We start from the raw sequence: 24,697 nt of genomic DNA, 5'->3' as shown, positions 1-24,697 counted from the left end.
GAAGTTAGACGTATACAGTTGGGGTCGACAATCAAATAGATTTTCAGAGTTTCATTTTTCATTCGAATACTTCTTCGGCTGTCGATCCTTCGACAGCTTTTTCTTTCGATAGGCGGAGAATAAAGAGAGGATTGCGTCGATTTCTAGCGAATTATTCCATAATAATAAGTTGTCTTTGGGAAGGGGTTTGACGATAAAATGCAACTTAATGTGTATTTCTCAGACTTTTTTGAAGTTGATCCGATGATTCTTGAGGAATACGGGGCATTCGACGTTTCGTTAATTAACGACTTGCCTTTATTTATTGATCCCTTCCTCTTGTTCAACAGTGATAAAAAGGAATATCAACTTTTACATAACGGGATTCTTAAGTATCTAAGATTTTTGAGGGACAAAGCACAAGGAGGACGAATATCGGACGGACTGTTAAAGGCGTGGTATATGTTCCCTGAGATAAAACAAAACTGGTTTGGGTTCTGCAAAAACGGTAATGGAGGTAGCGGTTTAGGAAGGGATTTTGCAATCGCCTTGCATGAAAATTTGGGGAATCTTTTTTCAAGTTTTGGTCAGGAGCAGATTACGGACAGTAGTCACCTAGAGAAACTTTGTATCATAAAAGATAAAGTTGGTCGAGACAATATCAGTGACTTTACAACTAGGCTAATTCATGAGTTTCTTCTAACCTATACACAAACGTTTGCAGTTACGCATTTAAAGCCTGGTTTAACAAAGGCAGTGGCAGTCCAAAACGTAAAGTTTAACTATATAACCGAAACTTGGGAAAGCGGTAGTTTCACTCTGCCATTTATAAATGGAGATTATGTATTATTAACTCCTGTTGACATTTTGACCAAAGACGACACATGGATTAATAAAACGGATATTGTAAAAGATTTTTCATCTATTCCTGACTGCATTGATAATGATCAGCTTCGTGCTCAAATAAACAATTATTTTTATTCAGCGTTACCAGAGAATGCTTCAGCAAAAGATCGTAGTCATGCAGTTAGCAAAGTGGTCACTCAATTTCCTGAGTTTATTGATTACTACATCAAATATAAGGAACAGAATGGTGAAAAAGCAGAAGCCAGTAGCATTGAGAAGGTCAGGGAATCTGCTACGTTATACGTAGAACAATTCAAGCAATTTATACATTTGCTTAAAGAAGAGACAGAGTTCTATAACACATCAATAGATACATTCGAGGAATCCATGTCTAGAGTAATATTTATGAAGAATGTAATTGAGAAAAACGATGGTTACAGAATTTTTTACTCTAACGGCATCGCAATCAAAAAGGAAGAGGATTTACAACTGCTATATCGACTGACTTGGTTCGCTTCGGTTTCGGATGTGAATAGGGAAGTTAATAACGGAAGAGGTCCAGTAGATTATAAGGTCTCAAGGGGTAATAAGGATAAGACTTTAATTGAGTTTAAACTTGCTAGTAATTCACAGTTAAAAAAGAACCTGCAAAACCAAGTTGCGATATATGAAGAAGCTAATGAAACGAATAAGTCTATTAAGGTAATAATGTACTTTTCAGAAAGTGAGTATTTAAGGGTAAACAAGATATTGAATGAGCTCAACCTACATCAATCAAAGAACATTGTCCTTATTGATGCGAGAAATGACAATAAACCTTCGGCTTCAAAAGCCGGTGCGTAAATGTAAGTGACAGCTGCAACCATGCTTAATCGGCGACGATCAAGCATGGTTGTTAACCATGCAAAATCATCAGCAGGCTGCAAAACCATATGTTATGATGTGGAAAAATACGACATATGGAGGTTGTGAAATGTCTGCTCCTGACAAGAAAATCGTCGTTAACAAGTTGACGCAAAAGTACGGTTGTTCCCTCTCTACGATCAAGGGGAAGCAAATTATGTTTCAAGGAGTGAGCGGCGGAAAGCGGATTGTTGTTTGCACTCCGTACTCCAAGATCCATACGATCGGTAAGGGTTGGTTCGACCTTACGACAAGACAGGTCGAACTTCTGGACGAAGCAGATATAGCTGTTTTAGCAGTTCGATTAGAAGACGGAAACATCTATTATGTAGACTTCAAAGAACTTCGTAAAATGATGACACTCGACCTTCAGATTGTGAACCTTAATGAAGGTGAGCATTGGAAGTTTTACATTTGGGGAAATAACATTCAGGTAAGGGGTCGCTCGGAGAAGTTTCAAGCAGTACCTGAACGACTGACATCATAACGAGTTGAGGTAATGGCATGACAAAACTGTTTTTACATAGTCGTGAAATGAAGAGCGTATTTCAGCTGTTGGGTGAGCATGAGAACGATATCAGCTACAGCGTGGCTTGGGGATTGACGCAGTGTCCTTCATTCCTTAAGGTCTTTCTCCAAAGTGTTCTCCAATGGAATGGTACTGTCGACGAAGTCGAAATTCGAATGCAGGAATATGAAAAAGGTAAAGGCTTTACGGATATTGAGATTGAGCTAACTCAGCAGTTCCATCTAATCATTGAAGCGAAGCGAGGTTGGAACCTCCCAGGCATCGCTCAGCTTCAAAAATATGCGACACGAACATCCTTCATACAAAGCCCTTGCCCCGATAAACGATTGATAGTATTGAGCGAGTGCAGCAAGGATTACGCCAAGCATCGTGTTCCAGATCAAGTAAATGGGTTTCCAGTAGAGGTGTTGTCTTGGAAGGATTTCTACCAATACTCAAAGCTGGCTCACGTAAGCGGGACACATGCCGAGAAGTGGTTACTACAGGAATTGAATGTTTACTTGGGGAGTTTGATGACCATGCAAAAGCAAGACTCGAATATGGTGTATGTAGTATCTGTTGGTGGTGGATCTCCTGAAGGTTGGACGATTTCATGGAGAGACATCATTAATGAGAGGAAGAGATACTTTCATCCTGTCGGGGGTAATGGTTGGGTAAAGGAACCACCGAACTACATCGCATTTCGTTACGATGGTAAGCTACAGTCTATTCATCATATAGAAGGTTATGAGATTGTAACGAATATGTCTAAGGTATTTTCTGAAGCAAAGGATGAAGAGTGGGAGCCGAGCTTCGTTTATCACTTAGGAGCGCCGTTTGCACCGAGTAAGGATGTAAAGACTGGAAACATATACCCTAACGGCAGAGTGTGGTGTATGTTAGACACCTTGTTTACTTGCTCAACGATTTTTGAAGCGAGAGATCAGACTAAATTGCGTCTAAATAGTTGAAATATGAGTTGGTCAAGCTGTCGAGAAAATCGACAGCTATTTTTATGGTCACGGATAAGTACAGGTCTTCTATTAGCTCGCCCTATATTTATTGGTTAAAACTCAACATTTAACTGGCGTTCAGCCCTTACTCCAAGTTATAACTTACAACAACCTCAATGCGAGGCTTTGTCTGCCCTTCCATTGATCAAGCCAAATAATTGGAGGTTGTTATGGACAAGAAAGCTGTTGTTAAAGCGTTGGGCGACCACTTCGGTATCAAGCCGCAGTATATGGGCGCACCGAGCTTTGGGTATCAATTCGATACGCCGAACGGGATCTATTCGGTAGATAAGGAAGGAACGGTAACCAATGCCGAAGGTGTCGAAATCGAGCTTCAAAGCCTATTGAGCGGCTCTCCCTTCAATGGGGTAGCAACTCCCTCCGATCCTTCTGCTCCTGCCGCTACAGGTGATCCTGACGCCTCTGCTAATCCTTCTGAGTCGGAAGCTCCTTCCGATCCTGTGGCTTCGAATGATCGAGAGTCACCCGATCACCCACCCGCGCAGGAAGGCTCTGTAGATGCGGAGGTTCCTTCCGACCCTAAACCACCTGATGCTTCGGTAGAGTCTGAAGCTCCTGTTGAACCTGACGCTGAACATGAAGCTCCGCCAGAAGCTCTCGCAGAACCGGCAGCACCTTCGGAACAAACTCATTCAGGTATCACTGACCTAGAAGTCACCGTTCCACTGGAGGGGCATACGGCGCAAACTTTAAGGAACTTGGTAAACCTGATTTTCAGCCGCCAAGTACTCATTGCTAAAGCGGTCGGCTTCAACGGCAATATTATCGATGAAGGCTTCATAACGGCAATCCAAGATCCGAGTCTCGATACAGATGAGAAGCAAATGTCGAAAATAGCGGAATTGCAATACCTCTGCCCAGGCATCACTTTTGACTTTGACAAACAGATGCTCGCCTTTAAGTTCTTTTTAGGTGAGCAAACCACTGAAACAGTTCAAGCATACACACAGTTCGTTGCCTTGCTGAACCATACGGCAAAGAAATTGAAGTATGCTTCGTCCAAGTCTAAAGAGACGGATAACGACAAGTTTACTTTCCGCTTGTTCTTGATTCGTCTCGGAATGGTTGGAGATGAGTACAAGATTGCCCGAAAGGTTTTGTTAGACAAGCTCGAAGGTAACAGCGCTTTCCGAAGCGGTAGCAAGCCCGAGAAGGTTGTTGAGCCTATGGAGATATAAATATTTCGAGCTTCATCCATTTTTAGGAAGGTAGTAAAACTCCCCATGTTGAATTCTGTATCTTAGAATTCAACATGGGGAGTTTTTTTTATTAGGCAAAATATATTTTGTTCTTACGAAATAGCCCAATTTAATAGTCCCAAAGGATGTGTATTTCGAGAATGTATAGTATTTGGTATGATTGCCCATCTGAAGACGAGTGGTATGAAAAGATGGTTCGACTATTACAAAAGCATAAAAGTTATCATCATATTACCCTGTGGGACGTTGTGCTCAGTTATATATACGCAGTATTTTGCCAAATAACTTCTGATGAATCAGCACCACCAATGTATGATCTCTTTGAAGAATGCGGATTAGATGTTGATGAATGTGTTGAGAGTGAAGGAATTGGTGTTTCGTTAGATATGATTAATACATATATGACTGAGAATGATCTAACTGAAATTACAAGCACAGACTTTAAGGATATACTCGAATATTTTGAAGATGAGCTGCGTGAAAAATTGTATGCTCGAGTCCATGAACAAAAGCTTGAATTCTGGTCGATTATTAACAAAGAGTTCAAAAGCACATACGAAAAAGCATTGTTCTTCTATGTGCGTGAGGAGCATTATAAACGTGCCCTCGATACATATAATCCTGCAGCAGATCTGAACGTTTTCGTTGAAGAAACGGATTACTTTGATCAAGAGTTTGTTTCAACCGAAGATGACGAAAACGATGAAGAAGAATGCGACGATGATGAGTCTGAAAGTAATCAGTCCCACGAAAATGATAAAGAGGAATACATAGTTGAGGATGTGAAACCAAAGGTGAAAACTATCCTATATAGTTTTGTGAATAACAACGACGCTACGGAAATGAGCACGGTGATGAGAGTTTACGATTGGATTGAGAAGTATTCTTGAATTATGATTTTACTTACGCCAACGCGAAAAATATAGCCCAAGTACCTTGTGAAGGGTTCTTGGGCGCGTATAATAAGTTAGGTTAGCTTGCGGCTTTCTTTCGCTTACTTGAATCCGCCTTCAATTCAGCAACTACTTCATCGATAGTTAACCCATACTTTCTGATTGCATAATCGACCACTAGGATAAGTTCCTCGTATGTCCACATAACAACTTTCTTGCCGTATCTTCTTGCCAGGTCTTGAAGCGTAGCGACAAACCCTTGTTCTAACTCACCCGCTACTACGATCCCGAGTACGTTAGCACTTGATTCCTTACACTTGTAGACAAACTGTTGAAGCATTTCGTATGCCTTCTTATTTGTGGGGTTGATCGGCTTTTTCTCGTAACTTTTGGCGATACCAACAAAAACAGCATCATCCATGCCAAGTATCTGTATTGTAAAGCTAATATCTCCAAATTCCTGTCCATGATGTGGATGTAAAGTGTGATCAGTAAAGGTTACAAAGGGCTTCATGATGCAACGGACACTTTTTTCGTGTTGACAGGCTTGGCAAGCATCTACACTGTGCTTCGAACATTTCTCTTTAAGCAGCTGTAAAACTTCGCCTAATTCTTCCCGCCTTTTCGGGGCAATAGTTCGATCCCATACTGGCTTGAATTGCTCAAGTTCCCTAACTTTGAACATGACTTTGGAAGCTACTTTTGACGAGAAGTGAACCACGTTATTTTGCAAGTAAAAGTATTCTTCTTCTTGAGTGAAACCTTCGTTAGGAAAGTACTTGTTGATAATTTTTTGTACCAAAGCGATTAAGGTGGATTTGGGATTAACAAGCACACCATCATACCAAGTATCGATTCTAATCTTATGATCCATCAAGCAACGAACTTGATCCTGCTGAAGTTCATTGTGGCAGAACGAACATATAACCTTTGGAGCTTGTCCCCTCTTTGTGGAGATCTCGAGCAGGTCCACATTGCCGCAATGATTGCATACAATATCAGAATAATGGTCGCACTTCTCGCAGTAAGGGTAGAATCGGGTAAGTGTATGTTTCTTTAACGCGTTGACAATTTTATCTGTATTCAAATCAAGGAGCTTAAAGCTATCAATTTTTTTAACTTTGCATGTAACAATTGCTTTAGTCACTTCTAGTATGACTTTTTTCTCATCACTTGAAGTGGCGAAAGCGGTCAAGTCGGGATCTTCCTCAAGTCCGAAGGAGCTGAACTTTTCATCGATCTCACCGTTCTCCTGTATGGAGTTGATATGTCCAATGATTTGTCCAATTCGCCATATTCCCCACCGTCTCATTTCAGACGCCTTCAATTGACGCGTAAGGTAGATTTTCCCTTTGTCGCAATTTACACCGAGTGTGGAAAAGAAGTCTCCATCTTCATCGATGGCTTCTTGGTAAACGGAACTGGGCGAGTCGTATCCTTCAAATTCCTTTAATTGGTCAACTTTATTACCGAGATTACTATCTGTAATCGTAACTTTATCCGGTTTACCGGAAGAAGGGTCTGGATTACTAAGCGTGGTGCGCTTCATGGATTCTTTGCTAAAGACGCTTTCCACCGTTTTCTTTGTAATGTTGACAGGTGAAACAAAACAGTCGAATGCTCTCTCAAGTGTCTTTGCTATATTCCCGACCAACGATTCTGTTGGGATACTGATGCTTACAAAACGCTGATCAAAGTTTATCCAAAGGAACCCGAACTTTAACTCGTAGATGAAGTCCGATTGTTCCGATTCGGGATTAATAAAGTTATACCTTTCTTGATACTTAAAGGCTATCTCTAACGTTTCGGGATTAACAATGGTCTGATCAATAGCAAGTAATCCGGAAATGGTGTCATTTGGGTATGTTATTTGCTTAAGCAATTCGTTCATTTTGTTTACTGCGGATTCGCCTTTATTACTTGAAATAAACGTTGATGAGTTCAATTGGGGGTTATGTGGGCGCAGCATGAAGAGGCGAAAATTTGGGCGGCGGCTATAGCGGTTATCCTCAAAGCATTCTTCGATATCAGCTTCTGTAATCTCGGGAGAAATAGAAACTATATCAACGAGTTTTTGTTTTTCCAATCGCATTAGCGCATCTTGAATCTTTTTTTTAACTTCGCTCTTGGTGATAACCCTATAGCGGTTAATCAGTTCTTTCTCGTCGACCTTCGAATATAACAGGTGACGGATCACACCATTCTGAACATGAAGTAATTTGTCAGCATGCTTTTCCGACATATGAACCCCCCTAACATCAATACAAAGTTTATTAACATTGTATCATATTTCCCAGAAAATTGGTGAGAAATGTCGTTTTAATGGAGTCTCGCGAGTATAGGGGCAGGATACTCGTGCTTGCTGCCGAAATATTATTGTGTTAAAGAACCTAAGGATAATTGATTGTGGAGGTTACAATGAATCAAGCGTGTAACGTGAAAGTGGATTTGATAGAACGGTTCGCAAGATTTTCGCTCATATTTCTATCGATATTCATTTTTGCATTAGCAGGATGCACCACAGCGCCCCAAGACATAAAAAGTTCTACAGGAGCAAGTATTGAAAATCGGACACCTTCTTCTCCTGATGAACAGAATGTTCAATCGAAGGAAGGAAGTTCGAAGTCTGATACGTCAACTATTGATACGAAGGTAGATGTTAAGCCCGTTGTCCCAGAAAATAAGCAACCCGAAGGCGAACTAAAGGTTCATTTCATCGACGTTGGTCAAGGTGCATCACAGTTGATTATAGGACCTACTGGGAAGACGATGTTAATCGACGCCGGAGACAACAACATGGAAAAGACAGTTGTCGGGTATCTACAATACCAGAAAATAAGCAAGATCGATATACTTATTGGAACACATCCGGACGCCGACCATATTGGCGGATTAGATAAAGTGATCGATAACTTTGACATCGGCAAGATCTACATGCCGAAGGTGCAGTCAAATACGAAGACGTTCGAATCGGTATTGCTTTCAATTCAGAATAAGAATTTAAAGGTGACAACAGCAAAAGCCGGTCTAACATTAGACTGGGAGCCAGGAATTGACGTAAAGATGATTGCCCCAGGCAAAACATATAACGACGATAATGATATGAGTGCCGTTGTCCATCTTACCTTCGGTCAAACATCTTTCCTTTTTACTGGTGATGCGGAAGTGAAAAGCGAGCAAGATATGATTAGCTCAGGAGTTGATCTAAAGTCGGACGTCTTACTTGTGGGGCATCATGGTTCCAAATCCTCTACAAGTCAGAAGTTTTTGGATAAGGTAAACCCCACCTATGCGGTTATCCAAGTAGGCAAGGGCAACAATTACGGTCACCCAACGCAGGAAATCTTGAAACGTCTTAACGATAAAGGGGTTAAAGTCTACCGTAACGATGAGCAAGGCAACATCATTTTTACTTCGAACGGTAATGACATTACAGTATCAAACAACCCTTCAAAATATTCGGCTGATGTGAACAATGGACAATCCCCTCCGAATGAAGATGTTGCACCGGCTGTTTCACAGTCAAACAAGGACGATTTAGGAACTCTGTCGATCAGTGCAAATATCGACAATAAAGCTCCCGCCCAGAACGCCACTGTAACAGTGACGATAAAAGTTATTGATGGCAAGGGGAATCCGGTTAGTAATGCCAATGTGACCTTAAAGCTACACTACAAGTCCACCGTTACAACATACGAAGGAAAAACTAATTCGGATGGGGTATCGACTTTGCCCTTTAAGATCGGCAGGGCGTCTAAAGGATTTACGGTTGACGGAGATATTACCGTAACCTTTGGTGGAAAATCCAGTAACGCGAAAGTCTCATTTACCCCGCAATAACTAGGAGTGATTAATTTGAAAGGAATCGTTGATCGGTTCGAAGGCGATATAGTTGTTATTGAGATCGATGGGCAGCCCCGAGATTTTCCCAGACATTCCGTTGATAAAGATGTTAAGGCTGGAGATGTAGTTGAACTCCTAGAAAATGTGTGGATCAAGAATGCAACTGAAACGGTGAGAAGAAGTCAAGAAATAAAAAAGCTTATGGATGACGTTTGGGATGAATGATCAATTATAGAGTATGTGACAGAGGTGTTCTGAAAAAGGGCACCTTTTTTTATTTGGACGGGTAGTAATGGGTTTGGTCAAGATGGAACTCAGATAATGCGTTGATTCCGGTGGTTTTAGAAGGATAAAGGAAGGGCTTGTAGAATAATGTAAAAAGCCTGTGTATGACTATGGTGATGTTATTTGAGAGGGGTTATGCAGTTGTCGTACCAATCGGAAGCGCAACTAGAGAAAAATTTGATCGAACAACTTGTTCATCAAGGATACGAGCAAGTTACTATAAATGATGTTGATTCGCTGATAGCAAACTTCAGACGTCAATTAAATAAGTTCAACGAGAAGAAACTAAACGATCAACCGCTTACGGACAGCGAGTTTAGCCGTTTTCTTACCCAAATAGATGGCAAGAGCATCTTCGACTCGGCAAAGATTCTTCGGGATAAGCAAGTCTTAGATAGGGACGATGGCACAGAGGTTTATCTGGAGTTGATGAACACTCGAGACTGGTGCAAAAACCACTTTCAAGTCACCAACCAGACTACTGTCCAGGGAAAATATAAGAATCGTTATGATGTAACTTTACTCATCAATGGACTGCCTGTCATTCAAGTTGAGTTAAAGCGCCGCGGTCTTGACTTCAAAGAGGCATTCAACCAGATCCAACGCTATCGAAAACACTCGTTCCGAGGGTTATATCGCTACCTGCAGATCTTCATAGTCAGTAACGGGGTAGATACTAAGTATTTCGCCAACTCAGATGGCGATATCTTGTTCTCGCACACTTTCTTTTGGTCGGATGCAGAAAATAACCGCATCACAAATCTGAGTGATTTCGCAAGTAACTTCTTAGAGAAGTGCCACATGGCAAAGATGGTCGCTCGATATATGGTCTTGAATGAGACCGAGAAGCAACTCATGGTGATGCGCCCTTATCAGGTCTTTGCAGTTGAAGCTTTAGTTAAACGTGCTTTGGAGACGAAGAATAACGGCTACATTTGGCACACAACCGGTAGTGGAAAGACATTGACATCCTTTAAGGCGAGCCAAATTCTCGCTAGTGAGCAGCATATCAAGAAGGTGTTCTTCCTTATTGACCGGAAGGACTTAGATAGCCAAACTCTGCAGGAATTTAACAAATTCGAGCATGACTGCGTAGACATGACCGACGCTACTGACACACTTGTCACACAAATTGCGGACATTAATAAGCCGTTAATAGTAACCACGATTCAGAAGATGGCGAATGCCATAAAAAATAAAAAGTACGCGCACATCATGGCACCTTATAAGCAGGAACGCGTTATCTTCATCATGGATGAGTGCCATCGTAGCCAGTTTGGGAAGATGAGAACTCTTATAACGGAGTTCTTTGAAGAGGCTCAATTCTTTGGTTTTACAGGAACGCCGCGCTTCCCTCAAAATATGAGTTCAGATGGAAGAACCACCGCCGATCTATTCGAGAAGTGTCTACACACGTATCTAATAAAGGATGCGATCCATGATCGAAACGTCTTAGGGTTTTCGGTGGAGTACTATAGTACAGTTGAAGACCCTAAAATGGAGTTATCCTTGACGGATGATGATTGGATGCATGATGATCGGATTAAATTGGTTTCCAGTCAGATCCTTGATAATCATCATCGCAAATCGCGCTCCAAGGGGTATACCGGTATATTCACGGTGGATGGCATCCCAATGTTGCTCAAATATTACGACACCATGAAGTCGCTTAACCATAACTTTAAGATCGCTGCCATATACACTTACGGTCAGAATGAGGAGAGCGATGGGCATGACTCCGAGCATTCTCGTGATGCCTTAGATCGCATCATGGCTGATTACAACAAAATGTTTGGAACCAACTTTAATACCGACAATTATGAGGGTTACTTTGCGGATGTGTCTAAAAAGGTGAAGACTGCCCAAATCGATATTCTTTTAGTGGTCAACATCTTCCTCACGGGATTTGACAGCAAGACACTTAATATTCTTTACATTGACCGCTACTTGAAATATCACAATTTGATTCAAGCCTTCTCGAGGACTAATCGAACCCAAAAGGAGACCAAGCCTTTCGGCAACATTGTCTGCTTCAGGAACATGAAGGCTGATACTGACGAGGCATTAAGGCTCTTCTCGCAAACGGACGACATTGACACAATTTTGTCACCTAGCTATGAAGAGACCCTTAAGAAGTTCCGAGAATCCTTAGTTCGGGTATTCTCAATAACTCCAACACCGGAGTCAGTGGATGATTTAAGGCGTGAAGAAGACAAGTTTAGATTCGTTGTTGCCTTTCGCGAAATGACTGGTCACCTTACAAGGCTCCAGACTTTCACAGAATTCGTATTCACCGAAGAGCACTTGGGTATTGGCGAACAAGTTTACCAAGACTTCAAGAGCAAATACTTCCGTATCCATGATGAAGTTAAAAACGGTGGCGGCACCGGTGGCGGTGGTGGCGGAGGAAACGGCGGCGGTGGTGAAGGCGGAACTTCGCTCTCGGATGTTGACTTCATGATTGAGCTGATGCAGACTGACCGTATCAATGTCAGCTACATCATGAACCTCATTCGTAACATTGACTTCAACAATGAGGAGCAACGCAAAAAGTCGGTGGACGATATTATCGATGAAATTGATCGTGCCGACAACGAAGAGCTACGCTTAAAGGCTCGCCTGCTCAAGTCCTTCTTACACAATGTAGTGCCGTCCCTGACTAACGAGGATTCCGTCGACGATGCCTATAATGCCTTTGAGCTAGAAGAACGCGTTAAGGAGCTGGAGTCGTTTGCCGAGGAGGTTAACCTTCCTGCCGATAAGGTGCAAAACTTTGTAGAGGAATACGAGTTTAGTGGAATCGTCAACCAACAGGAGATCAGCGATTCGATTCAACTACCTCTTCTCAAGAAACGAACCCTAATGCAACGCATTATTGCTTTTATAGATGAGCACACCAAGCGCTTTAGCTGAGATATATCGCCCAGTTACATGCTATTTCGAAAAGTAGCAGAAAAGGTGTTGCCTTTTCTGCTACTTTTTATTATTATAAGGACATCAGTTAATGCTACTTTGTCAAATAGCAATTAATGAGGAGGAGGGTGTATTGAATCTCGAACAGTGCGCTTCAGTTTCGCAAGGGGTATTTCTCTCACGTGTTCAGACTTTGCCTTCGTCAGATTCGGTAACATTATCCTTATTCACGTTGAAGGAAATGAACCAGTGGCTTAGCTCCGAGCCTGACACTACTACGGAAGATCCACAAGTTGTTCATGTACCTATGGACCGGGTGGCTTCACTCCCGATTGCAAGGGAGGGACTAGTGCTCATCAGCCTTACTGGACAACGTGCCATCGCTCTGCAGAAAGTGCATTCCGGTAAGCTAATACCATCTAACTTTGCCATCATAGAGACATCGGAATCACTTAATCCCGATTATCTAGAATGGTTTATCAACGAGCATCCAGACTGCAAACGGCAGCTAAAGGTTGCAACCCAAGGTTCAATTGTCTCGTCACTATCAATTCAGATGCTCAGGACCTTAGAGATGATTTTGCCACCTTTAAAGGATCAGCTTAAGGTTGGTAGTGTCCATCGATTGTTACATAGGAAAAATCGCTTGATTCAGGAGCGTATGGTTCTGGAACAGCAGTATGCGAAGCATATTTTAACGGGGTATATCAAGGAGGAAATGAAATGACGACATCTGAAGCACAACGTCAGCAACAGGAAGAGCTGCACAAGAAACTATGGGCTATGGCTAACGATCTGCGTGGTCAAATGGAGGCTTATGAGTTCAAGAACTACATACTTGGCTTAATCTTTTACCGCTACCTGTCGGAGAAAATCGAGGATCGGGCTAACAGCTTGCTTAAGGAAGACCAGATTTCTTACAAAGAGGCTTGGAAGAACGAAGAGCTCCGAAAAGCTTTGCAGGAGGAGCTAATTCAGCAGATTGGTTATGTTATTGAGCCAGAATACCTCTTCTCCAATATGATCGAAGAAATTCAGAAAGGTGACCAAGGTAAGTTTGACGTCGAAATGCTTCAAAAGGCGGTCAATGCTGTAACTGAATCCACTCTAGGTGCAGACAGTCAAGAGGACTTCCAACACCTGTTTGACGATATGGATCTTTCTTCCTCGAGACTCGGTCGAGATGTAAAGTCCCGTTCCAAGCTGATCGCCAAGATCATGGCAAACATCAGCAACATTCCATTCAAACATGATGATATTGAGATTGATGTCCTAGGTGACGCCTATGAATACATGATCGGTCAATTCGCAGCTAATGCAGGTAAGAAAGCCGGCGAGTTCTATACTCCGCCACAGGTTTCGAAAATCCTTGCCAAAATTGTAACAGCGGGTAAAAGTAGCATTAAATCGGTTTACGATCCGACCTGTGGCTCCGGTTCCCTTCTGTTGCGAGTAGCAAAGGAAGCGAAAGTTGGTAAGTTCTACGGTCAGGAAAAGGTTTCTACAACCTACAACCTAGCTCGCATGAACATGCTTTTGCATAACGTCTCATATCAAAACTTCGAAATTGAAAATGCTGACAGTTTGGACGATCCCCGTCACATTGATTTGAGATTTGAGGCAGTTGTAGCCAACCCGCCGTATTCAGCAAAATGGTCTTCAGATAAGAAGTTCGAGCAAGATGAGCGGTTTAGTGCATACGGCAAACTGGCTCCTGCGTCCAAAGCTGACTATGCTTTTATCCAACACATGATCCATCATCTTGATGATAACGGCACAATGGCAGTAGTTCTTCCACACGGGGTATTATTCCGCGGTGCGGCAGAAGGAACTATTCGCAAATATCTTATCGAGGAAAAGAACTATTTAGACGCCGTGATCGGTCTACCGGCAAACATTTTCTTTGGCACAAATATTCCTACATGCATTTTGGTGCTAAAAAAGTGCCGAAAAGAAGATGATAATATTCTTTTCATTGATGCTTCAAGCGACTATGAAAAAGGTAAGAACCAAAACCGCTTACGGGAAGAAGATGTTGAGAAGATCATTGCAACCTACAAAAATCGCCAAACCCTCGATAAATACTCCTATGCAGCAAGTCTGGACAAGATTAAAGCCAACGAGTATAACCTGAACATTCCACGATATGTGGACACTTTTGAGGAAGAAGAAGAGATAGATATTATTGGTCTAAAAGCCAGATTACAGCAGATTGAAAACGAGATTAATGAGATTGACAATGAACTTTACTCATATTTTGAAGAATTGGGGGTGTGAAGCTTGGGTAGAAATATTCCAAGAGTTCGGTTCAAGGAATTTGACGGTGACTGGAACGAAACATTGTTCGATGAGATATTTGATGAAGTAAATGAGAGGACAAGTGATACGGAGAAGTATCCATTGTATAGTTTAACTCTTGAAAGAGGTGTCACACCTAAAAGTGAAAGATATGATCGTTCGTTCCTTTTGAAAAAAGAAGAGGATAACTACAAATTAGTTAAAGATAATGATTTTGTTTATAATCCGATGAACTTAACGTTGGGCGCAGTAGCTAAATATAACGGCAGTCAAGATATTTCAGTATCTGGCTATTATAACGTTTTTAGAACTAGAGAAGCATATGATTGCGAGTTCTTTGAAAGGCTCCTAAGATCAGGAAGATTGATTTTACGATATAAGTCCATTGCAACTGGCTCATTAATCGAAAAACAAAGAGTTCATTTTTCTCAATTTGTTAAATTGAGGCACCCTATACCCTCTTTAGTTGAGCAAAAGAAAATCGGTAAGTTTTTCTCACTCTTAGACAAAAAAATCGAGAAGCAACAGGAGAAGATCGAGCAATTGGGACTCTTCAAAAAGGGCATGCTGCGGAAGATCTTCTCACAGGAGCTACGGTTTAAGGATGATGATGGTCAAGAGTTCCCGGATTGGGTAAAAACTACGTTGAGGGGCGTTTCCCAAAAGATCACTAAGAAAAATACGGACTTCTCAATATTAAATGTCATATCAAACTCCTCAAAGCATGGTTTAGTATCTCAGCGGGACTATTTTGATAAGGATATTGCAAATACTGAAAATATCGATGGATATTATGTAATCGAGAATGGTGACTTTGTTTATAATCCGAGGGTTTCGAACGATTCACCTTACGGACCGATTAATATTTTTAATTCTCCTGAGGCAGGTATAGTTTCACCTCTGTACCTTTGTTTTAGAGTAGAGGGAGTCAATAAGACATTTCTTTCATATTATTTCAAGTCCTCGATGTGGCACAGACATATATACGAAAAGGGAGATTCAGGCGCGAGGCATGACCGTGTAAGTATCAAAGACGAGGAATTTTTTAATATGTCACTGTATATTCCGTCCATCAAGGAACAGGAGAAAATAGTAAGAATTTTTGATGCCTTAGACAAGAAGATCACAGCTGAAAAATTAAAATTGGATCTCCTTGTCTCACAGAAGCTGGGATTTATGCAGGAAATGTTCATTTGATATGTCCTAAAGGCAACAGGTGTTTAGCTCCTGTTGCCTTCTGCCTTTTTTATCACCCAACAATGCCCTTTAACATCAACATAGAAATCCCACCCCTCAGGATCGTACTCTACTATGTTATCCTTTGCCCCAAGAAAGTTCACGGCTTCCATAACCATTTCTTCATACCCGCAACGTAATTCCTCATACTCTGACATAAGCTGTTCAACCTGCTTCTTCATAAACTCCATCATATCAATCGTTTGCCGAAGCGACTCAGTCCTCTGCTTGGTCAACACACCGATGTATTTCCCATGTTTTTCGACAATCTCATCATTATGTTTGAAATTATGGTTAATAAGTTCAAACTGAGCTTTGTGCGAGAGAAAGTCAAAGATTTTTCCCACCTAAGTCAACTCCTTATTGGGTTTTTATCTATATACACAGGTATCTTCTAAAATTCTACGAGTTTAAGTTTGATTCTAGTTTCGTTCCTGCAGCTTTTAACGGCTCACTGGCAGGGGCTAGATGCTGCTTGTGCTTAAGAGGTTTAATGCAGTTCTGATGCCCTCAATATCGCCCGTTTATGGCGTCAAATCGCTATGCCCTCCCCGCCATAAAGGGGTTGCAAGTTTGGTGAGGTTACGCTAATGTCAACAACCAATGTATGAGGTTTTCATTCTACCGATAACCTTTAATGGGGGGCATTCGATGATCTGTCAAAATTGTAATAGTCATAATGACGTAACCGAATTCAATAATGGAACCGAACGGCTGGTGTTATGCGTTGACTGCCGATTCAAACTGTTATCCCCGCATGTTCAGGTTCCCGAAAGCCGGTGGAGCAATAGCGCATGCCTGGGCTATGCTATATTGGGAATGAACCGTCTTAATTTTAGTCAGACTCAGATAAAGGAATTGATAAGAGCCATAAACAGTGAATTTGACCAATCCAGTATCGAAGAAGCAATAGTCGTTTACGAGCTTTCGCCGTATTGAGGGGTCAAATTTAATGAACTATGAGCTTTGTGAACATGTTAATCATCAATATGTCCGTCACTCTCTAATTTGCTCGGACTGCAAGCAGTCAGGTCAGGAGCAGCACTTGAAGGATAACGATTTCCCCGCGTCTTTCACTGAGGTACACCTAAACGCCGAGACTGGCTTTTCGGTAACCAGAATCAACAACCATGTTGATAAAGTGACCTTCTTCCGCAGCTTCGATGGTAACGCCGACTACCTTGGGACGTTCCATGATCTACAGGGAGCGCTGTCGACTATGGGGGGCAGCAATAATGTTTCAGCATAATGATCAGGTCAAGCAGGTGCGGGAATCGAACCCGAAAGGCACGAGGGTCGAGTTGGTGTCGATGTCCGATCCCTACACCACGCTTAAGGCAGGTGACCAGGGCACAGTGAACTTTGTGGACGATGCGGGAACGATCTTTGTAAACTGGGACAGCGGCTCTACCCTTGGTGTGGTCTATGGTGTAGACGTTATCAAGCACCTACGCAGTTGTTGAGTAGTTTTATAAAAGCATTGAAACTTTAGAACGAGGTCAACGCTTTATAACGCCGAAGGCTTTGGCAGAGGCTCCCATCTTGATATAATAAGTGGGTTAGGAGGCGTTGGCTTTATGACTATGGTTTTATCTTATGTATGGCAGGACAAGATTGTCATGATGGCGGACAGTCGGATGTCGAGGTATGACAAGGATGGTAACTTCGAGCATATTGATGATCGGGTAAAGATCCATCCGTCAGAGCAGCTGGTTATCGGGAATTCTGGAATGGCTAAGGCAATGATCAGAAACGGTGACACAGGCAAGATCCTTGAAGTGGAGCAGCTTATCACCCATTTTTTCAGTATCAACAAGGGAAGGTTGTCCACTCAGCCGGGAAAGGTAATCATTGGGGCTTTAGTCGATACGTGGAATAACACCTTGAAGGAGAAGATGGGGATCAAGCCCGAGGATCATCCTGTCTGTTTTATGTTGGCTAGGTGGGAGAATGGCTCAAAACCGATGATTTACACCTGTGAATCGATCGGCCGTCAAGTTAATTGGACATCGTTCGGTGGAGCGGTCGGAGATCCGCCAATGAATCCAATTATAGTACCGTACTTTAATGAAGACCTTGTTAACAGTATGACATTCGAGGAGACGATTCAGCACTTTAAACGGTGTTATGAGGAAGTCAGTTCGAAGGTAGAGACAATCGGAGGTCAGGTAAGGATTTACGTTTTAGACCAAGACCCCGCTCAATCCCAATGGTTGTCCCAGGGGTAATAGAAGGCGCCGCGGCCAAATCGTGGCGTCTTTTCTTTGGAGAAAGTCATTTTTGCTAGTGGACTAGGTATTATAAATGTTCCGACATCTTTAGAACGGTTAGGTTATTTTTATAATAACAAAAAGAACAATCAAAAATAGCACTAATTCTGTAAAGCATGACTGCTTATCGTCTGCCGAACGGGATGGGTGCTTTTTTTCGGTAAAATTGAGGGTCTCGATTACCGATATTTATTGAAAGATAAGATTTGTAAACTAATTCAGCGAGGTGGCAACATGAGCAGAGAAAATCAGACACAGTATGGAAAATCTGATATAAAGAAAAATATTGAGACATATGGTAAGCAACTAAGGAAGGCTATGTCAGAGGATGAACGTGAGTCACTCGGGAGCAAGTGGAGTACGTTACACTTTAAGACCCTTTTAGGTTTGGAGTCTATTCAGGTAACAAGAAATAATGGCGGCACAGGCATGAAGCCAGTCGGAGTCATCCTGCAGTCCGACATTGATATTGATGATGTTCCCGATATTGATGTTAAATTAGACAAGGATACAGGAATAGACATTGAAAAAGATATCAAGTACAGAAAGGCTAATGCCGGAGAAGAGTTCGCCCTTTCTTATTATGAGTTTATGTTCTTAGTGTTACGTGATGAGTATGCTGCTTTTGTTAGCTATAACGGTTATAAGGCTGTATGTCTTTCCACCAAGACAGCTGAGTTCTTAGAGTATATGAATGAGGATGGGAGCTTTAAGGTGCGTGAAGGTGATAATAATCCTAAAGGTTACTACAGGATTAAACTCCCAACCCCAACGATTACCTTTGTCAAGGTAAAGGGCAAGCGGGGCAAAGTAATCAACTTTGGTTCAATTCGCGATAATAATATAATTGCTATTGACGAGCAGGTGGCTGATAAATGGAGAATAAGCGAGGAGTTCAAAGATGATGGATATATAACCCGGTTCCTTGAGCTTATTCCAGAAGATAAACGAGCTAAGTAAGGAACGCAAAGAAGAGCCGAGAATCGGCTCTTTTACACATAATCGTAATATTTCGGTTGCTTTCCTTTAGACAGAAAGTATTTATTCAAAAACTTGTCCCTATTGAAAGGCACACCACGATCCTCAAAGACAGCGAAGATTGTATCCAAGGTATTTAGTTCTACTTTGATAAGTGAACCGTCCTTGTCCTTAAATGTCTGCTCAGTTTCATCTGATTCAACTGGTTCAAATATGAAGGTATCCTCCAAGTAGGTGCATGTTCCGATCCCGACTGCATCCAGGAATATGGATTCTTCTCTACTGGTTGCACGAACGAGATCATCAGGGGTCAATGCTTCCTTGAGACCATCGACTTTGGCGCATAGTCCTTCAATCCTTGTCTGTTGTGTCAATCTTGTCTCGACCGTTCTGTAGTACTCAAGAACAATAACTTCCTCGTTGTAATCCCTAATTACTGCAGGGTAACAAGACTTTAAAGTCCCTATTGTATCCTCGACTTTTTGATCGAAGGTTCTAGAATACCGAAGAACAACATCCCCAATCTCTAGCCCTTCCTTCAACAGAAAAGCATACTTCTCATTTGATGAATATACCCTATTCATTAATTCCTTTTCCCGATACTCTTTCACAACATCTTGCCAGGGTAGTTGAATTACGCCCTGAGTTTTATATTTGATTTTGAGTATGGATTCAAGTAGAATTCCGCTTCTCTGCAACTTGATGAGATCGTCATATTCGCCATTCTGTTGCTCATATTCTTCATGGTCAATAATTAGCTTGCGATTTGGTGTTTGGTCGATGTAGTTCTTAACTAAGACAAAAGCCATTAGGCTCACGTATGCTGTCGAACGGTTCTTGGTATTTAGGGCACTGTTTGCTCGTTTGTTGGAGTTAAAGTTGAAAATCACACAGCCTTCTTCAAACAGTAAGTCAACTTTAGATACATTTTGACTCGGCAAGAAAAAGTCGGCAATGTCATAATCAGGCAGATCAGTCTCCGCAACGGGTTCTATACCTTCGATGAGTTCACAATCCACTATAAAGCCGAAGTGTGCTGTCTGTACAAGCTCCGTATCGATACCGACGTTATCCACTGACAAGCCTTCCTCTAACAATAACTTCGTATACTTGCCCAACTCGTATGCCAGTAGCAGCTCCGATCCGGTTTTGAATTCCTTAAGCTTGACCCCTTCTGGTAGCAGGTCATTTATATGTATGGACATTGTGTATTCCCCTTATGACAGAGCCTGTTGAATAGCTCATTGCAGTATCAACATGACTCCATTATAGCAAAACCTTCTTAGTTTTTGCCTGTATGGGGTTCATCGCTCAAGGTGTCGATAAAATCGGCACCTCTTTTTCGTGTTACTCAAAGAAGCACGAATGTGATTGGTTTTTTACAAACTCATTTCAAGACATGAACAACATTGGGTGATATGGAATGTAGTTTGGGGGAGTTGGAGATTGTCGTTTTGGTGTTGAGATATAAGTAGTCAAGAGGTGCCCGCCCTCAAGGCATGGAGGTCAAACTCCAAATTCACCGATGCGGGGTTGACAAACATGTCTACTGTAGTTGAGGAGCTTATTGAAAGTCAAAAAAGTGCAAAGGGAAAAGTTAAGACGGGTAGTAAAGTCGGAAAAGCCCTCGAGCATAGAATGTCAACGGGTGATGCTACCATGATCGTCAAGAAGGAAAAGTCGTTTACACTTAACTTTGTCGTAGCTGAAGACCGCAGTGATGCTATCATAACTAAACTTGCCAGGAGAGAAATACAAACAGTACTTGCAAAGCATGGTGCAGTGAGTGATAATTTGGACGAGGTTTTGTCCAAATCTATTACAGGGGTAATGTGTTATGGAGAGAAGAAATAAGGGGTATGTTCGGGTATCTACTATGCACGACTCTCAGAAAGATAGCCCTGAGCACCAAATGGAATTCATCAAAAAGAGCGCTTCTAACGAAGGTATCATATTGAAGGATGATGATTTTTACGAAGATAAAGACACAGCAACTTCTATAGTTGAACGTGAAGATGTGCAACGCATGATCGAAGATGCAAAGAGGGGCAAAATCAGTTCAATCTGGTTTGCCTCTCTTTCCCGTTTCAGTCGAGATGTGATTGATGCAATTTCATTAAAGCGGATGCTTGTTAATGCACTCAAAATTAGAGTTGTATCGATTGAGGATGCTTACGACTCTGCAAAAGAAGATAACGAGCTTCTGTTCAATATCAAGGCTGCGATCAATCAGAATACTAGTGGCGACATTAGCAGGTCTTCGCGGCGGGGGATTGAACAATCGGCTGAGAAGGGAAACTACATCGGGTCTATACCTCCTTTTGGTTACAAGAAAGTCACTGTAGATGACCCAAGAATGAAAAGCGGTAAGCGCAAGACACTCGAAGTGATTCCCGACAAAGCCGAGATCATTCGAAAAATATTCGACCTTTACGTAAATCACGGTATGGGTGAAAAGTCTATTGTGAACTATCTCAATGGAGATAATGAGAATGGTGAGCCGATACCTTCATACAAAGGAGGTGTATGGGGTTTAACGAGTGTTCAGCGTATCTTACAGAACGAGGTGTATACGGGGTATAGCGTTTACGGTAGGCACACTAATGAGGTTAAACATAACATTGATAATCTGATGGACAGAAGAAGAAAACTCGTCCAAAAACATAAGTCAGAATGGAAAAAAACAAAGTTTCAGACTCATGAAGCGATCATCTCCAAGGAGTTGTTTGACGCGGCGCAGGATATGAGATTAAAGCGCGGCGGAGGAGAGCGCGGTGGTAGGCGCGAATTTGTTAATGCGTTTGCCAAGATGATTTTCTGCGCCGAATGTGGATCAGCTATGGTGACTATGAAAAGCAAATCTCGAAATGGAACTGACGAATATCGATATTTGTTGTGCTCAAAACGGCGAAGGTCAGGCGATGCTGGATGCAAAAATGGTAAGTGGATTCCGTATTATTCAATGCGTGATGAGCTTGTTGGAGAGATCCTCAGAAGGCTTAAGTCTAGATTATCTTTAATTGATTCGAATGATATCAATGCAGCTTTACCAATCAGCGGAGATAATGATAAAGAAAAGAAACAGTTAGAGAAGCGAATTACTGATAACCGTAAATTACTATTTGAAATTCGTCGTCAGAATATGCAAGGTGAACTGAACAAAGCGCAATACGAATTTGAACGCGAGGAGTACGAAAAGGAGATCGAAGCAGCCGAAAAAAGATTGGCTGTGATCTCGGCTAATGAACGACGAGTAATTGATCTTGAGCGTATTAAGAAGGAAGTTCGTACGGCTATAAAAAAACTCTCTGACATGTCATCATACGACGATACAGAGAAGTTACGCCCGTTGTTGATGGATTGTGTGCAGCGAATAGACGTTCATGCTGACGGTGTTATCGATATAAAATCCTATATCTAAGCCATTCTTTTGTTGTGTGCTTCAATACATATTACAAATGTGATGCAGAAACTGAACGTCAAAGGTCGTTCGCAAGCGGTTGTCGAGCTTATCAAGCTCGGGGAGCTCAAGATCTAACCGGGGCATGCGATGCGGATACGCGGGTGCAGCCGGCCTTCTTTTTCGCGGCTTGGAACGAGCGGCGGGAGAGGAGGCTCTTTGCCTTTCCCAGAGAATATGGAAGGACAAGCCTACGAACGAGGAACGATTGCTGTCGTTGCATGGCGATTAATTTGGAACCTTCGAACCTGTTATCTCGTTTGATAGGGTATGAGGCTTGACGCCCTATTACATATTGCAATCAAGGGACGGTGAAGCGAATGAAGCCCATTCGAGAACAGGCGGGAATCCCCTCGGGATGGAAGAGATTCATTGTCATACTAACAGCTGTGATCGGCTCGTTTGTCCTTGCGGCGCCGGCAGCGAAGGCGGGGCTCATCGATCGTCTGCAAGATATTTATCGCGCGCCGGACAAGCTGGAGGATATCCAGACCGAATATAACAAGACGAAGGATGAGCTGGATCGCCAAGCCGAGCAATTCGCTCTCGAACGCGAGGAGCTGCAGAAGCGGACGGATGCGCTGTCGGCGCAGAACGAAACTCTGGCCTCTCATAATGAATCTCTAGCATCTCAGAATGCCGCCTTGTTAGACAGGCTCGATAAGGCGGAACGGGAGAAGGAGAAGAAGGCGGAGCGGATGAGGAAAATCCTGCTGACCGCGGGCACGTTACTGTCGATGGGACTCGCTTACTTCCTGTCGATTCGCTTCTGGCGATTCTTGGCGTGGCGGCGGCATCACCGGGTAACGGGAGGGCATAGCCAATGAAGATTACGGCGCCTCTGCCGCAGGACCACGTTCGCATCGAGCTTCAGGAAGGCGAAGCGATGCACGTGCTGCATCCGAAAGCGATCGTAGCCTTTCAAGGCTCGCCTAACCATCGGGAAGACAAGGTCATGGACCTGTCGAATGCCTATCGCAAGAAAAAATGGGTTCGCTCCAAGCTGACGGGTCCTTCGGAAGCGGTACTCGGCCTTCCCGCGGATTGCTCGCTCACGGTCGTGGACATCGAAGCGGACAGCGATCTCTTGTTTAACTTCCGGCACGTTCTGTTCTACACGGACGGGCTTCAGATGAAGAGCCGCATTCAGAAAATCAAGACGGCTTGGATAACGAGGGAATGGGTGCGGATGCGCTTCACGGGACCGGGCAAGCTGGGCTTGGTGACTTCGGGAGCGCTTGCCTCGATGCCGCTTAGTCCGGACGTTCCGACATTCGCGGAAGCCGGTTCGCTGGTCGCTTACCCGGAGAAAGCGAGCGTGCAATTGTCCGTCTACGGCAACACGTTGGCGAGCCAGCATATGGGCGTTCAATGGCAGCTGTCGGGCAGCGGTCCGATTCTTGTCCAGTGCGGGGCCGTCGATAACGGGCTAAGCGACCATCTCAAAGGGGACGGATTCGTCAAACGGCTGCTTCGGGAGCTTCTTCCTTTCGGGAGCGTTTATATCAAGTGAGAAAAGTCCCGGCCGCCCAAGGAGGATATTCGACTTTATTCGAACGGCCTGCGAAGAAAATCGACTCCATTCTCCTTCGACAGGCAGGATTTCGAGTGTAATCCAGCGGCCCGAATACGGGAACCTTATGTTTTTTTTAATGGCTCGTCCCTTGCGGGACGGGCCGTTTGCTATTCCGGGACAAAATATTTATTCTTGGCGGCATCCGACACGACGAACTGACAGCATCCGCAGTGGATGGTGTCTATAATGATGGAAAATCCGCTTAATTGCTCTACAAAATGCAAATGGAGGGATTGGCCATGGAAAACGTGAATATCGAGACGAATTTTGAGAGACTGGCCGAAAAGCATCGTTTGACCCAGAGGGAGAAAGAAATTCTCGCTTATTGGATGAGAGACTACGATTACAAGCATATCGGCATTCTGCTCGGAATCAGCCGTCACACCGTCAAGGTGCATATCTCCCGCATTAACCTGAAGCTTCAAGTGAACTCCAAGGCCTCGCTAATTCTGAAGCTGATCGGCGCTTAGGGGCCG

The 24,697-nt window shown here is 42.9% G+C and carries 24 protein-coding genes; 21 read left to right on the top strand and 3 right to left on the bottom strand.

Going from position 1 to position 24,697, the window contains the following annotated elements; genetic code table 11:
• The first annotated feature begins 198 nt into the window (after positions 1 to 198).
• From ELR57_RS22575 to ELR57_RS22555, 5 genes are all read left to right on the top strand, one after another.
• The gene (locus ELR57_RS22575) at positions 199 to 1,668 is read left to right on the top strand and encodes a hypothetical protein (protein ID WP_126961356.1); all 1,470 of its coding nucleotides are present in this window, start codon (positions 199 to 201) and stop codon (positions 1,666 to 1,668) included.
• Between the two features lie 58 nt (positions 1,669 to 1,726).
• Positions 1,727 to 2,215 carry a hypothetical protein gene (locus ELR57_RS22570; RefSeq protein WP_126961355.1) on the top strand — a complete coding sequence of 163 codons (489 nt, stop codon included), beginning with the start codon at positions 1,727 to 1,729 and terminating at the stop codon, positions 2,213 to 2,215.
• Between the two features lie 17 nt (positions 2,216 to 2,232).
• Positions 2,233 to 3,207 carry a hypothetical protein gene (locus ELR57_RS22565; protein ID WP_126961354.1) on the top strand — a complete coding sequence of 325 codons (975 nt, stop codon included), beginning with the start codon at positions 2,233 to 2,235 and terminating at the stop codon, positions 3,205 to 3,207.
• A gap of 212 nt (positions 3,208 to 3,419) precedes the next feature.
• A complete protein-coding gene (locus tag ELR57_RS22560; protein WP_126961353.1) occupies positions 3,420 to 4,448 on the top strand; it encodes a hypothetical protein in 1,029 nt (342 codons plus the stop codon).
• Positions 4,449 to 4,609: 161 nt separating this feature from the next.
• Positions 4,610 to 5,359, top strand: coding sequence for a hypothetical protein (locus ELR57_RS22555; RefSeq protein WP_126961352.1), 750 nt, complete (start codon positions 4,610 to 4,612; stop codon positions 5,357 to 5,359).
• Between the two features lie 82 nt (positions 5,360 to 5,441).
• Here the strand turns inward: ELR57_RS22555 and ELR57_RS22550 are convergent, their stop codons facing one another.
• Complete coding sequence (locus tag ELR57_RS22550) at positions 5,442 to 7,604, bottom strand: hypothetical protein (RefSeq protein ID WP_126961351.1); 2,163 nt, start codon at positions 7,602 to 7,604, stop codon at positions 5,442 to 5,444.
• 176 nt (positions 7,605 to 7,780) lie between these two features.
• Here ELR57_RS22550 and ELR57_RS22545 point away from each other — a divergent pair, with 176 nt between their 5' ends.
• From ELR57_RS22545 to ELR57_RS22520, 6 genes are all read left to right on the top strand, one after another.
• Complete coding sequence (locus tag ELR57_RS22545) at positions 7,781 to 9,202, top strand: MBL fold metallo-hydrolase (protein ID WP_126961350.1); 1,422 nt, start codon at positions 7,781 to 7,783, stop codon at positions 9,200 to 9,202.
• Positions 9,203 to 9,208: 6 nt separating this feature from the next.
• On the top strand, positions 9,209 to 9,430 hold the full coding sequence (locus tag ELR57_RS22540; protein WP_238162654.1) for a DUF3006 domain-containing protein: 222 nt from the start codon (positions 9,209 to 9,211) through the stop codon (positions 9,428 to 9,430).
• 201 nt (positions 9,431 to 9,631) lie between these two features.
• Entirely contained in the window at positions 9,632 to 12,403 is a 2,772-nt protein-coding gene (locus ELR57_RS22535; protein WP_126961348.1) for a type I restriction endonuclease subunit R, EcoR124 family, read from the top strand.
• 133 nt (positions 12,404 to 12,536) lie between these two features.
• Positions 12,537 to 13,130: a restriction endonuclease subunit S domain-containing protein gene (locus tag ELR57_RS22530; RefSeq protein ID WP_126961347.1), complete on the top strand. Its 594-nt coding sequence runs from the start codon at positions 12,537 to 12,539 to the stop codon at positions 13,128 to 13,130.
• Positions 13,127 to 14,680 (top strand): type I restriction-modification system subunit M, encoded by a 1,554-nt coding sequence (locus tag ELR57_RS22525; protein ID WP_126961346.1) that lies wholly within the window; start codon positions 13,127 to 13,129, stop codon positions 14,678 to 14,680. The genes ELR57_RS22530 and ELR57_RS22525 overlap by 4 nt, the downstream gene beginning before the upstream one ends.
• A gap of 3 nt (positions 14,681 to 14,683) precedes the next feature.
• Positions 14,684 to 15,898, top strand: coding sequence for a restriction endonuclease subunit S (locus tag ELR57_RS22520; protein WP_126961345.1), 1,215 nt, complete (start codon positions 14,684 to 14,686; stop codon positions 15,896 to 15,898).
• A 23-nt stretch (positions 15,899 to 15,921) separates the two neighbouring features.
• Here ELR57_RS22520 and ELR57_RS22515 read toward each other — a convergent pair whose 3' ends face one another.
• Complete coding sequence (locus ELR57_RS22515) at positions 15,922 to 16,284, bottom strand: hypothetical protein (protein WP_126961344.1); 363 nt, start codon at positions 16,282 to 16,284, stop codon at positions 15,922 to 15,924.
• A 605-nt stretch (positions 16,285 to 16,889) separates the two neighbouring features.
• Here ELR57_RS22515 and ELR57_RS22505 point away from each other — a divergent pair.
• The 4 genes from ELR57_RS22505 to ELR57_RS22490 all read left to right on the top strand — a co-directional run bounded on the left by ELR57_RS22505 (position 16,890) and on the right by ELR57_RS22490 (position 19,167).
• A complete protein-coding gene (locus tag ELR57_RS22505; RefSeq protein WP_126961342.1) occupies positions 16,890 to 17,186 on the top strand; it encodes a hypothetical protein in 297 nt (98 codons plus the stop codon).
• Positions 17,173 to 17,400, top strand: coding sequence for a DUF4314 domain-containing protein (locus ELR57_RS22500; protein WP_126961341.1), 228 nt, complete (start codon positions 17,173 to 17,175; stop codon positions 17,398 to 17,400). Before ELR57_RS22505 ends, ELR57_RS22500 begins: the two co-directional genes overlap by 14 nt.
• 114 nt (positions 17,401 to 17,514) lie before the next feature.
• Positions 17,515 to 18,165, top strand: coding sequence for an Ntn hydrolase family protein (locus ELR57_RS22495; RefSeq protein ID WP_126961340.1), 651 nt, complete (start codon positions 17,515 to 17,517; stop codon positions 18,163 to 18,165).
• Positions 18,166 to 18,441: 276 nt separating this feature from the next.
• Positions 18,442 to 19,167: a hypothetical protein gene (locus tag ELR57_RS22490; protein WP_126961339.1), complete on the top strand. Its 726-nt coding sequence runs from the start codon at positions 18,442 to 18,444 to the stop codon at positions 19,165 to 19,167.
• A 32-nt stretch (positions 19,168 to 19,199) separates the two neighbouring features.
• Here ELR57_RS22490 and ELR57_RS22485 read toward each other — a convergent pair whose 3' ends face one another.
• Positions 19,200 to 20,390, bottom strand: coding sequence for a hypothetical protein (locus tag ELR57_RS22485; RefSeq protein WP_126961338.1), 1,191 nt, complete (start codon positions 20,388 to 20,390; stop codon positions 19,200 to 19,202).
• A gap of 337 nt (positions 20,391 to 20,727) precedes the next feature.
• Between ELR57_RS22485 and ELR57_RS22480 the strand changes: the two genes are divergently transcribed.
• From ELR57_RS22480 to ELR57_RS22455, 6 genes are all read left to right on the top strand, one after another.
• Positions 20,728 to 21,039, top strand: coding sequence for a hypothetical protein (locus ELR57_RS22480; RefSeq protein WP_126961337.1), 312 nt, complete (start codon positions 20,728 to 20,730; stop codon positions 21,037 to 21,039).
• Positions 21,023 to 22,606 (top strand): recombinase family protein, encoded by a 1,584-nt coding sequence (locus ELR57_RS22475; RefSeq protein WP_126961336.1) that lies wholly within the window; start codon positions 21,023 to 21,025, stop codon positions 22,604 to 22,606. Before ELR57_RS22480 ends, ELR57_RS22475 begins: the two co-directional genes overlap by 17 nt.
• A gap of 3 nt (positions 22,607 to 22,609) precedes the next feature.
• Complete coding sequence (locus tag ELR57_RS22470) at positions 22,610 to 22,723, top strand: LuxR C-terminal-related transcriptional regulator (protein WP_370452335.1); 114 nt, start codon at positions 22,610 to 22,612, stop codon at positions 22,721 to 22,723.
• Between the two features lie 242 nt (positions 22,724 to 22,965).
• Positions 22,966 to 23,472, top strand: a complete 507-nt coding sequence (locus ELR57_RS22465; protein WP_126961335.1) for a hypothetical protein — start codon at positions 22,966 to 22,968, stop codon at positions 23,470 to 23,472.
• On the top strand, positions 23,469 to 24,158 hold the full coding sequence (locus ELR57_RS22460) for an AIM24 family protein (RefSeq protein WP_126961334.1): 690 nt from the start codon (positions 23,469 to 23,471) through the stop codon (positions 24,156 to 24,158). Before ELR57_RS22465 ends, ELR57_RS22460 begins: the two co-directional genes overlap by 4 nt.
• Before the next feature lie 302 nt (positions 24,159 to 24,460).
• Positions 24,461 to 24,691, top strand: coding sequence for a response regulator transcription factor (locus ELR57_RS22455; protein WP_238162653.1), 231 nt, complete (start codon positions 24,461 to 24,463; stop codon positions 24,689 to 24,691).
• Positions 24,692 to 24,697: the final 6 nt, after the last annotated feature.

It is taken from the genome of Cohnella sp. AR92, from assembly GCF_003990975.1.
GTDB lineage: Bacteria > Bacillota > Bacilli > Paenibacillales > Paenibacillaceae > Cohnella.
Note: the sequence above shows the minus strand (reverse complement) of the source record. Positions and strands in the feature narration are given on the sequence as shown.

What these genes read in the sequence shown, in the direction of transcription:
- ELR57_RS22465 (WP_126961335.1), top strand. Translation starts at nt 22,966, where the DNA reads ATGAAGCCCATTCGAGAACAGGCGGGAATCCCCTCGGGATGGAAGAGA.
- ELR57_RS22495 (WP_126961340.1), top strand. Translation starts at nt 17,515, where the DNA reads ATGACTATGGTTTTATCTTATGTATGGCAGGACAAGATTGTCATGATG.
- ELR57_RS22485 (WP_126961338.1), bottom strand. Translation starts at nt 20,390, where the DNA reads ATGTCCATACATATAAATGACCTGCTACCAGAAGGGGTCAAGCTTAAG.
- ELR57_RS22550 (WP_126961351.1), bottom strand. Translation starts at nt 7,604, where the DNA reads ATGTCGGAAAAGCATGCTGACAAATTACTTCATGTTCAGAATGGTGTG.
- ELR57_RS22480 (WP_126961337.1), top strand. Translation starts at nt 20,728, where the DNA reads ATGTCTACTGTAGTTGAGGAGCTTATTGAAAGTCAAAAAAGTGCAAAG.
- ELR57_RS22475 (WP_126961336.1), top strand. Translation starts at nt 21,023, where the DNA reads ATGGAGAGAAGAAATAAGGGGTATGTTCGGGTATCTACTATGCACGAC.
- ELR57_RS22570 (WP_126961355.1), top strand. Translation starts at nt 1,727, where the DNA reads ATGCAAAATCATCAGCAGGCTGCAAAACCATATGTTATGATGTGGAAA.
- ELR57_RS22575 (WP_126961356.1), top strand. Translation starts at nt 199, where the DNA reads ATGCAACTTAATGTGTATTTCTCAGACTTTTTTGAAGTTGATCCGATG.
- ELR57_RS22565 (WP_126961354.1), top strand. Translation starts at nt 2,233, where the DNA reads ATGACAAAACTGTTTTTACATAGTCGTGAAATGAAGAGCGTATTTCAG.
- ELR57_RS22490 (WP_126961339.1), top strand. Translation starts at nt 18,442, where the DNA reads ATGAGCAGAGAAAATCAGACACAGTATGGAAAATCTGATATAAAGAAA.
- ELR57_RS22560 (WP_126961353.1), top strand. Translation starts at nt 3,420, where the DNA reads ATGGACAAGAAAGCTGTTGTTAAAGCGTTGGGCGACCACTTCGGTATC.
- ELR57_RS22460 (WP_126961334.1), top strand. Translation starts at nt 23,469, where the DNA reads ATGAAGATTACGGCGCCTCTGCCGCAGGACCACGTTCGCATCGAGCTT.
- ELR57_RS22545 (WP_126961350.1), top strand. Translation starts at nt 7,781, where the DNA reads ATGAATCAAGCGTGTAACGTGAAAGTGGATTTGATAGAACGGTTCGCA.
- ELR57_RS22505 (WP_126961342.1), top strand. Translation starts at nt 16,890, where the DNA reads ATGAACTATGAGCTTTGTGAACATGTTAATCATCAATATGTCCGTCAC.
- ELR57_RS22555 (WP_126961352.1), top strand. Translation starts at nt 4,610, where the DNA reads ATGTATAGTATTTGGTATGATTGCCCATCTGAAGACGAGTGGTATGAA.
- ELR57_RS22525 (WP_126961346.1), top strand. Translation starts at nt 13,127, where the DNA reads ATGACGACATCTGAAGCACAACGTCAGCAACAGGAAGAGCTGCACAAG.
- ELR57_RS22455 (WP_238162653.1), top strand. Translation starts at nt 24,461, where the DNA reads ATGGAAAACGTGAATATCGAGACGAATTTTGAGAGACTGGCCGAAAAG.
- ELR57_RS22500 (WP_126961341.1), top strand. Translation starts at nt 17,173, where the DNA reads ATGTTTCAGCATAATGATCAGGTCAAGCAGGTGCGGGAATCGAACCCG.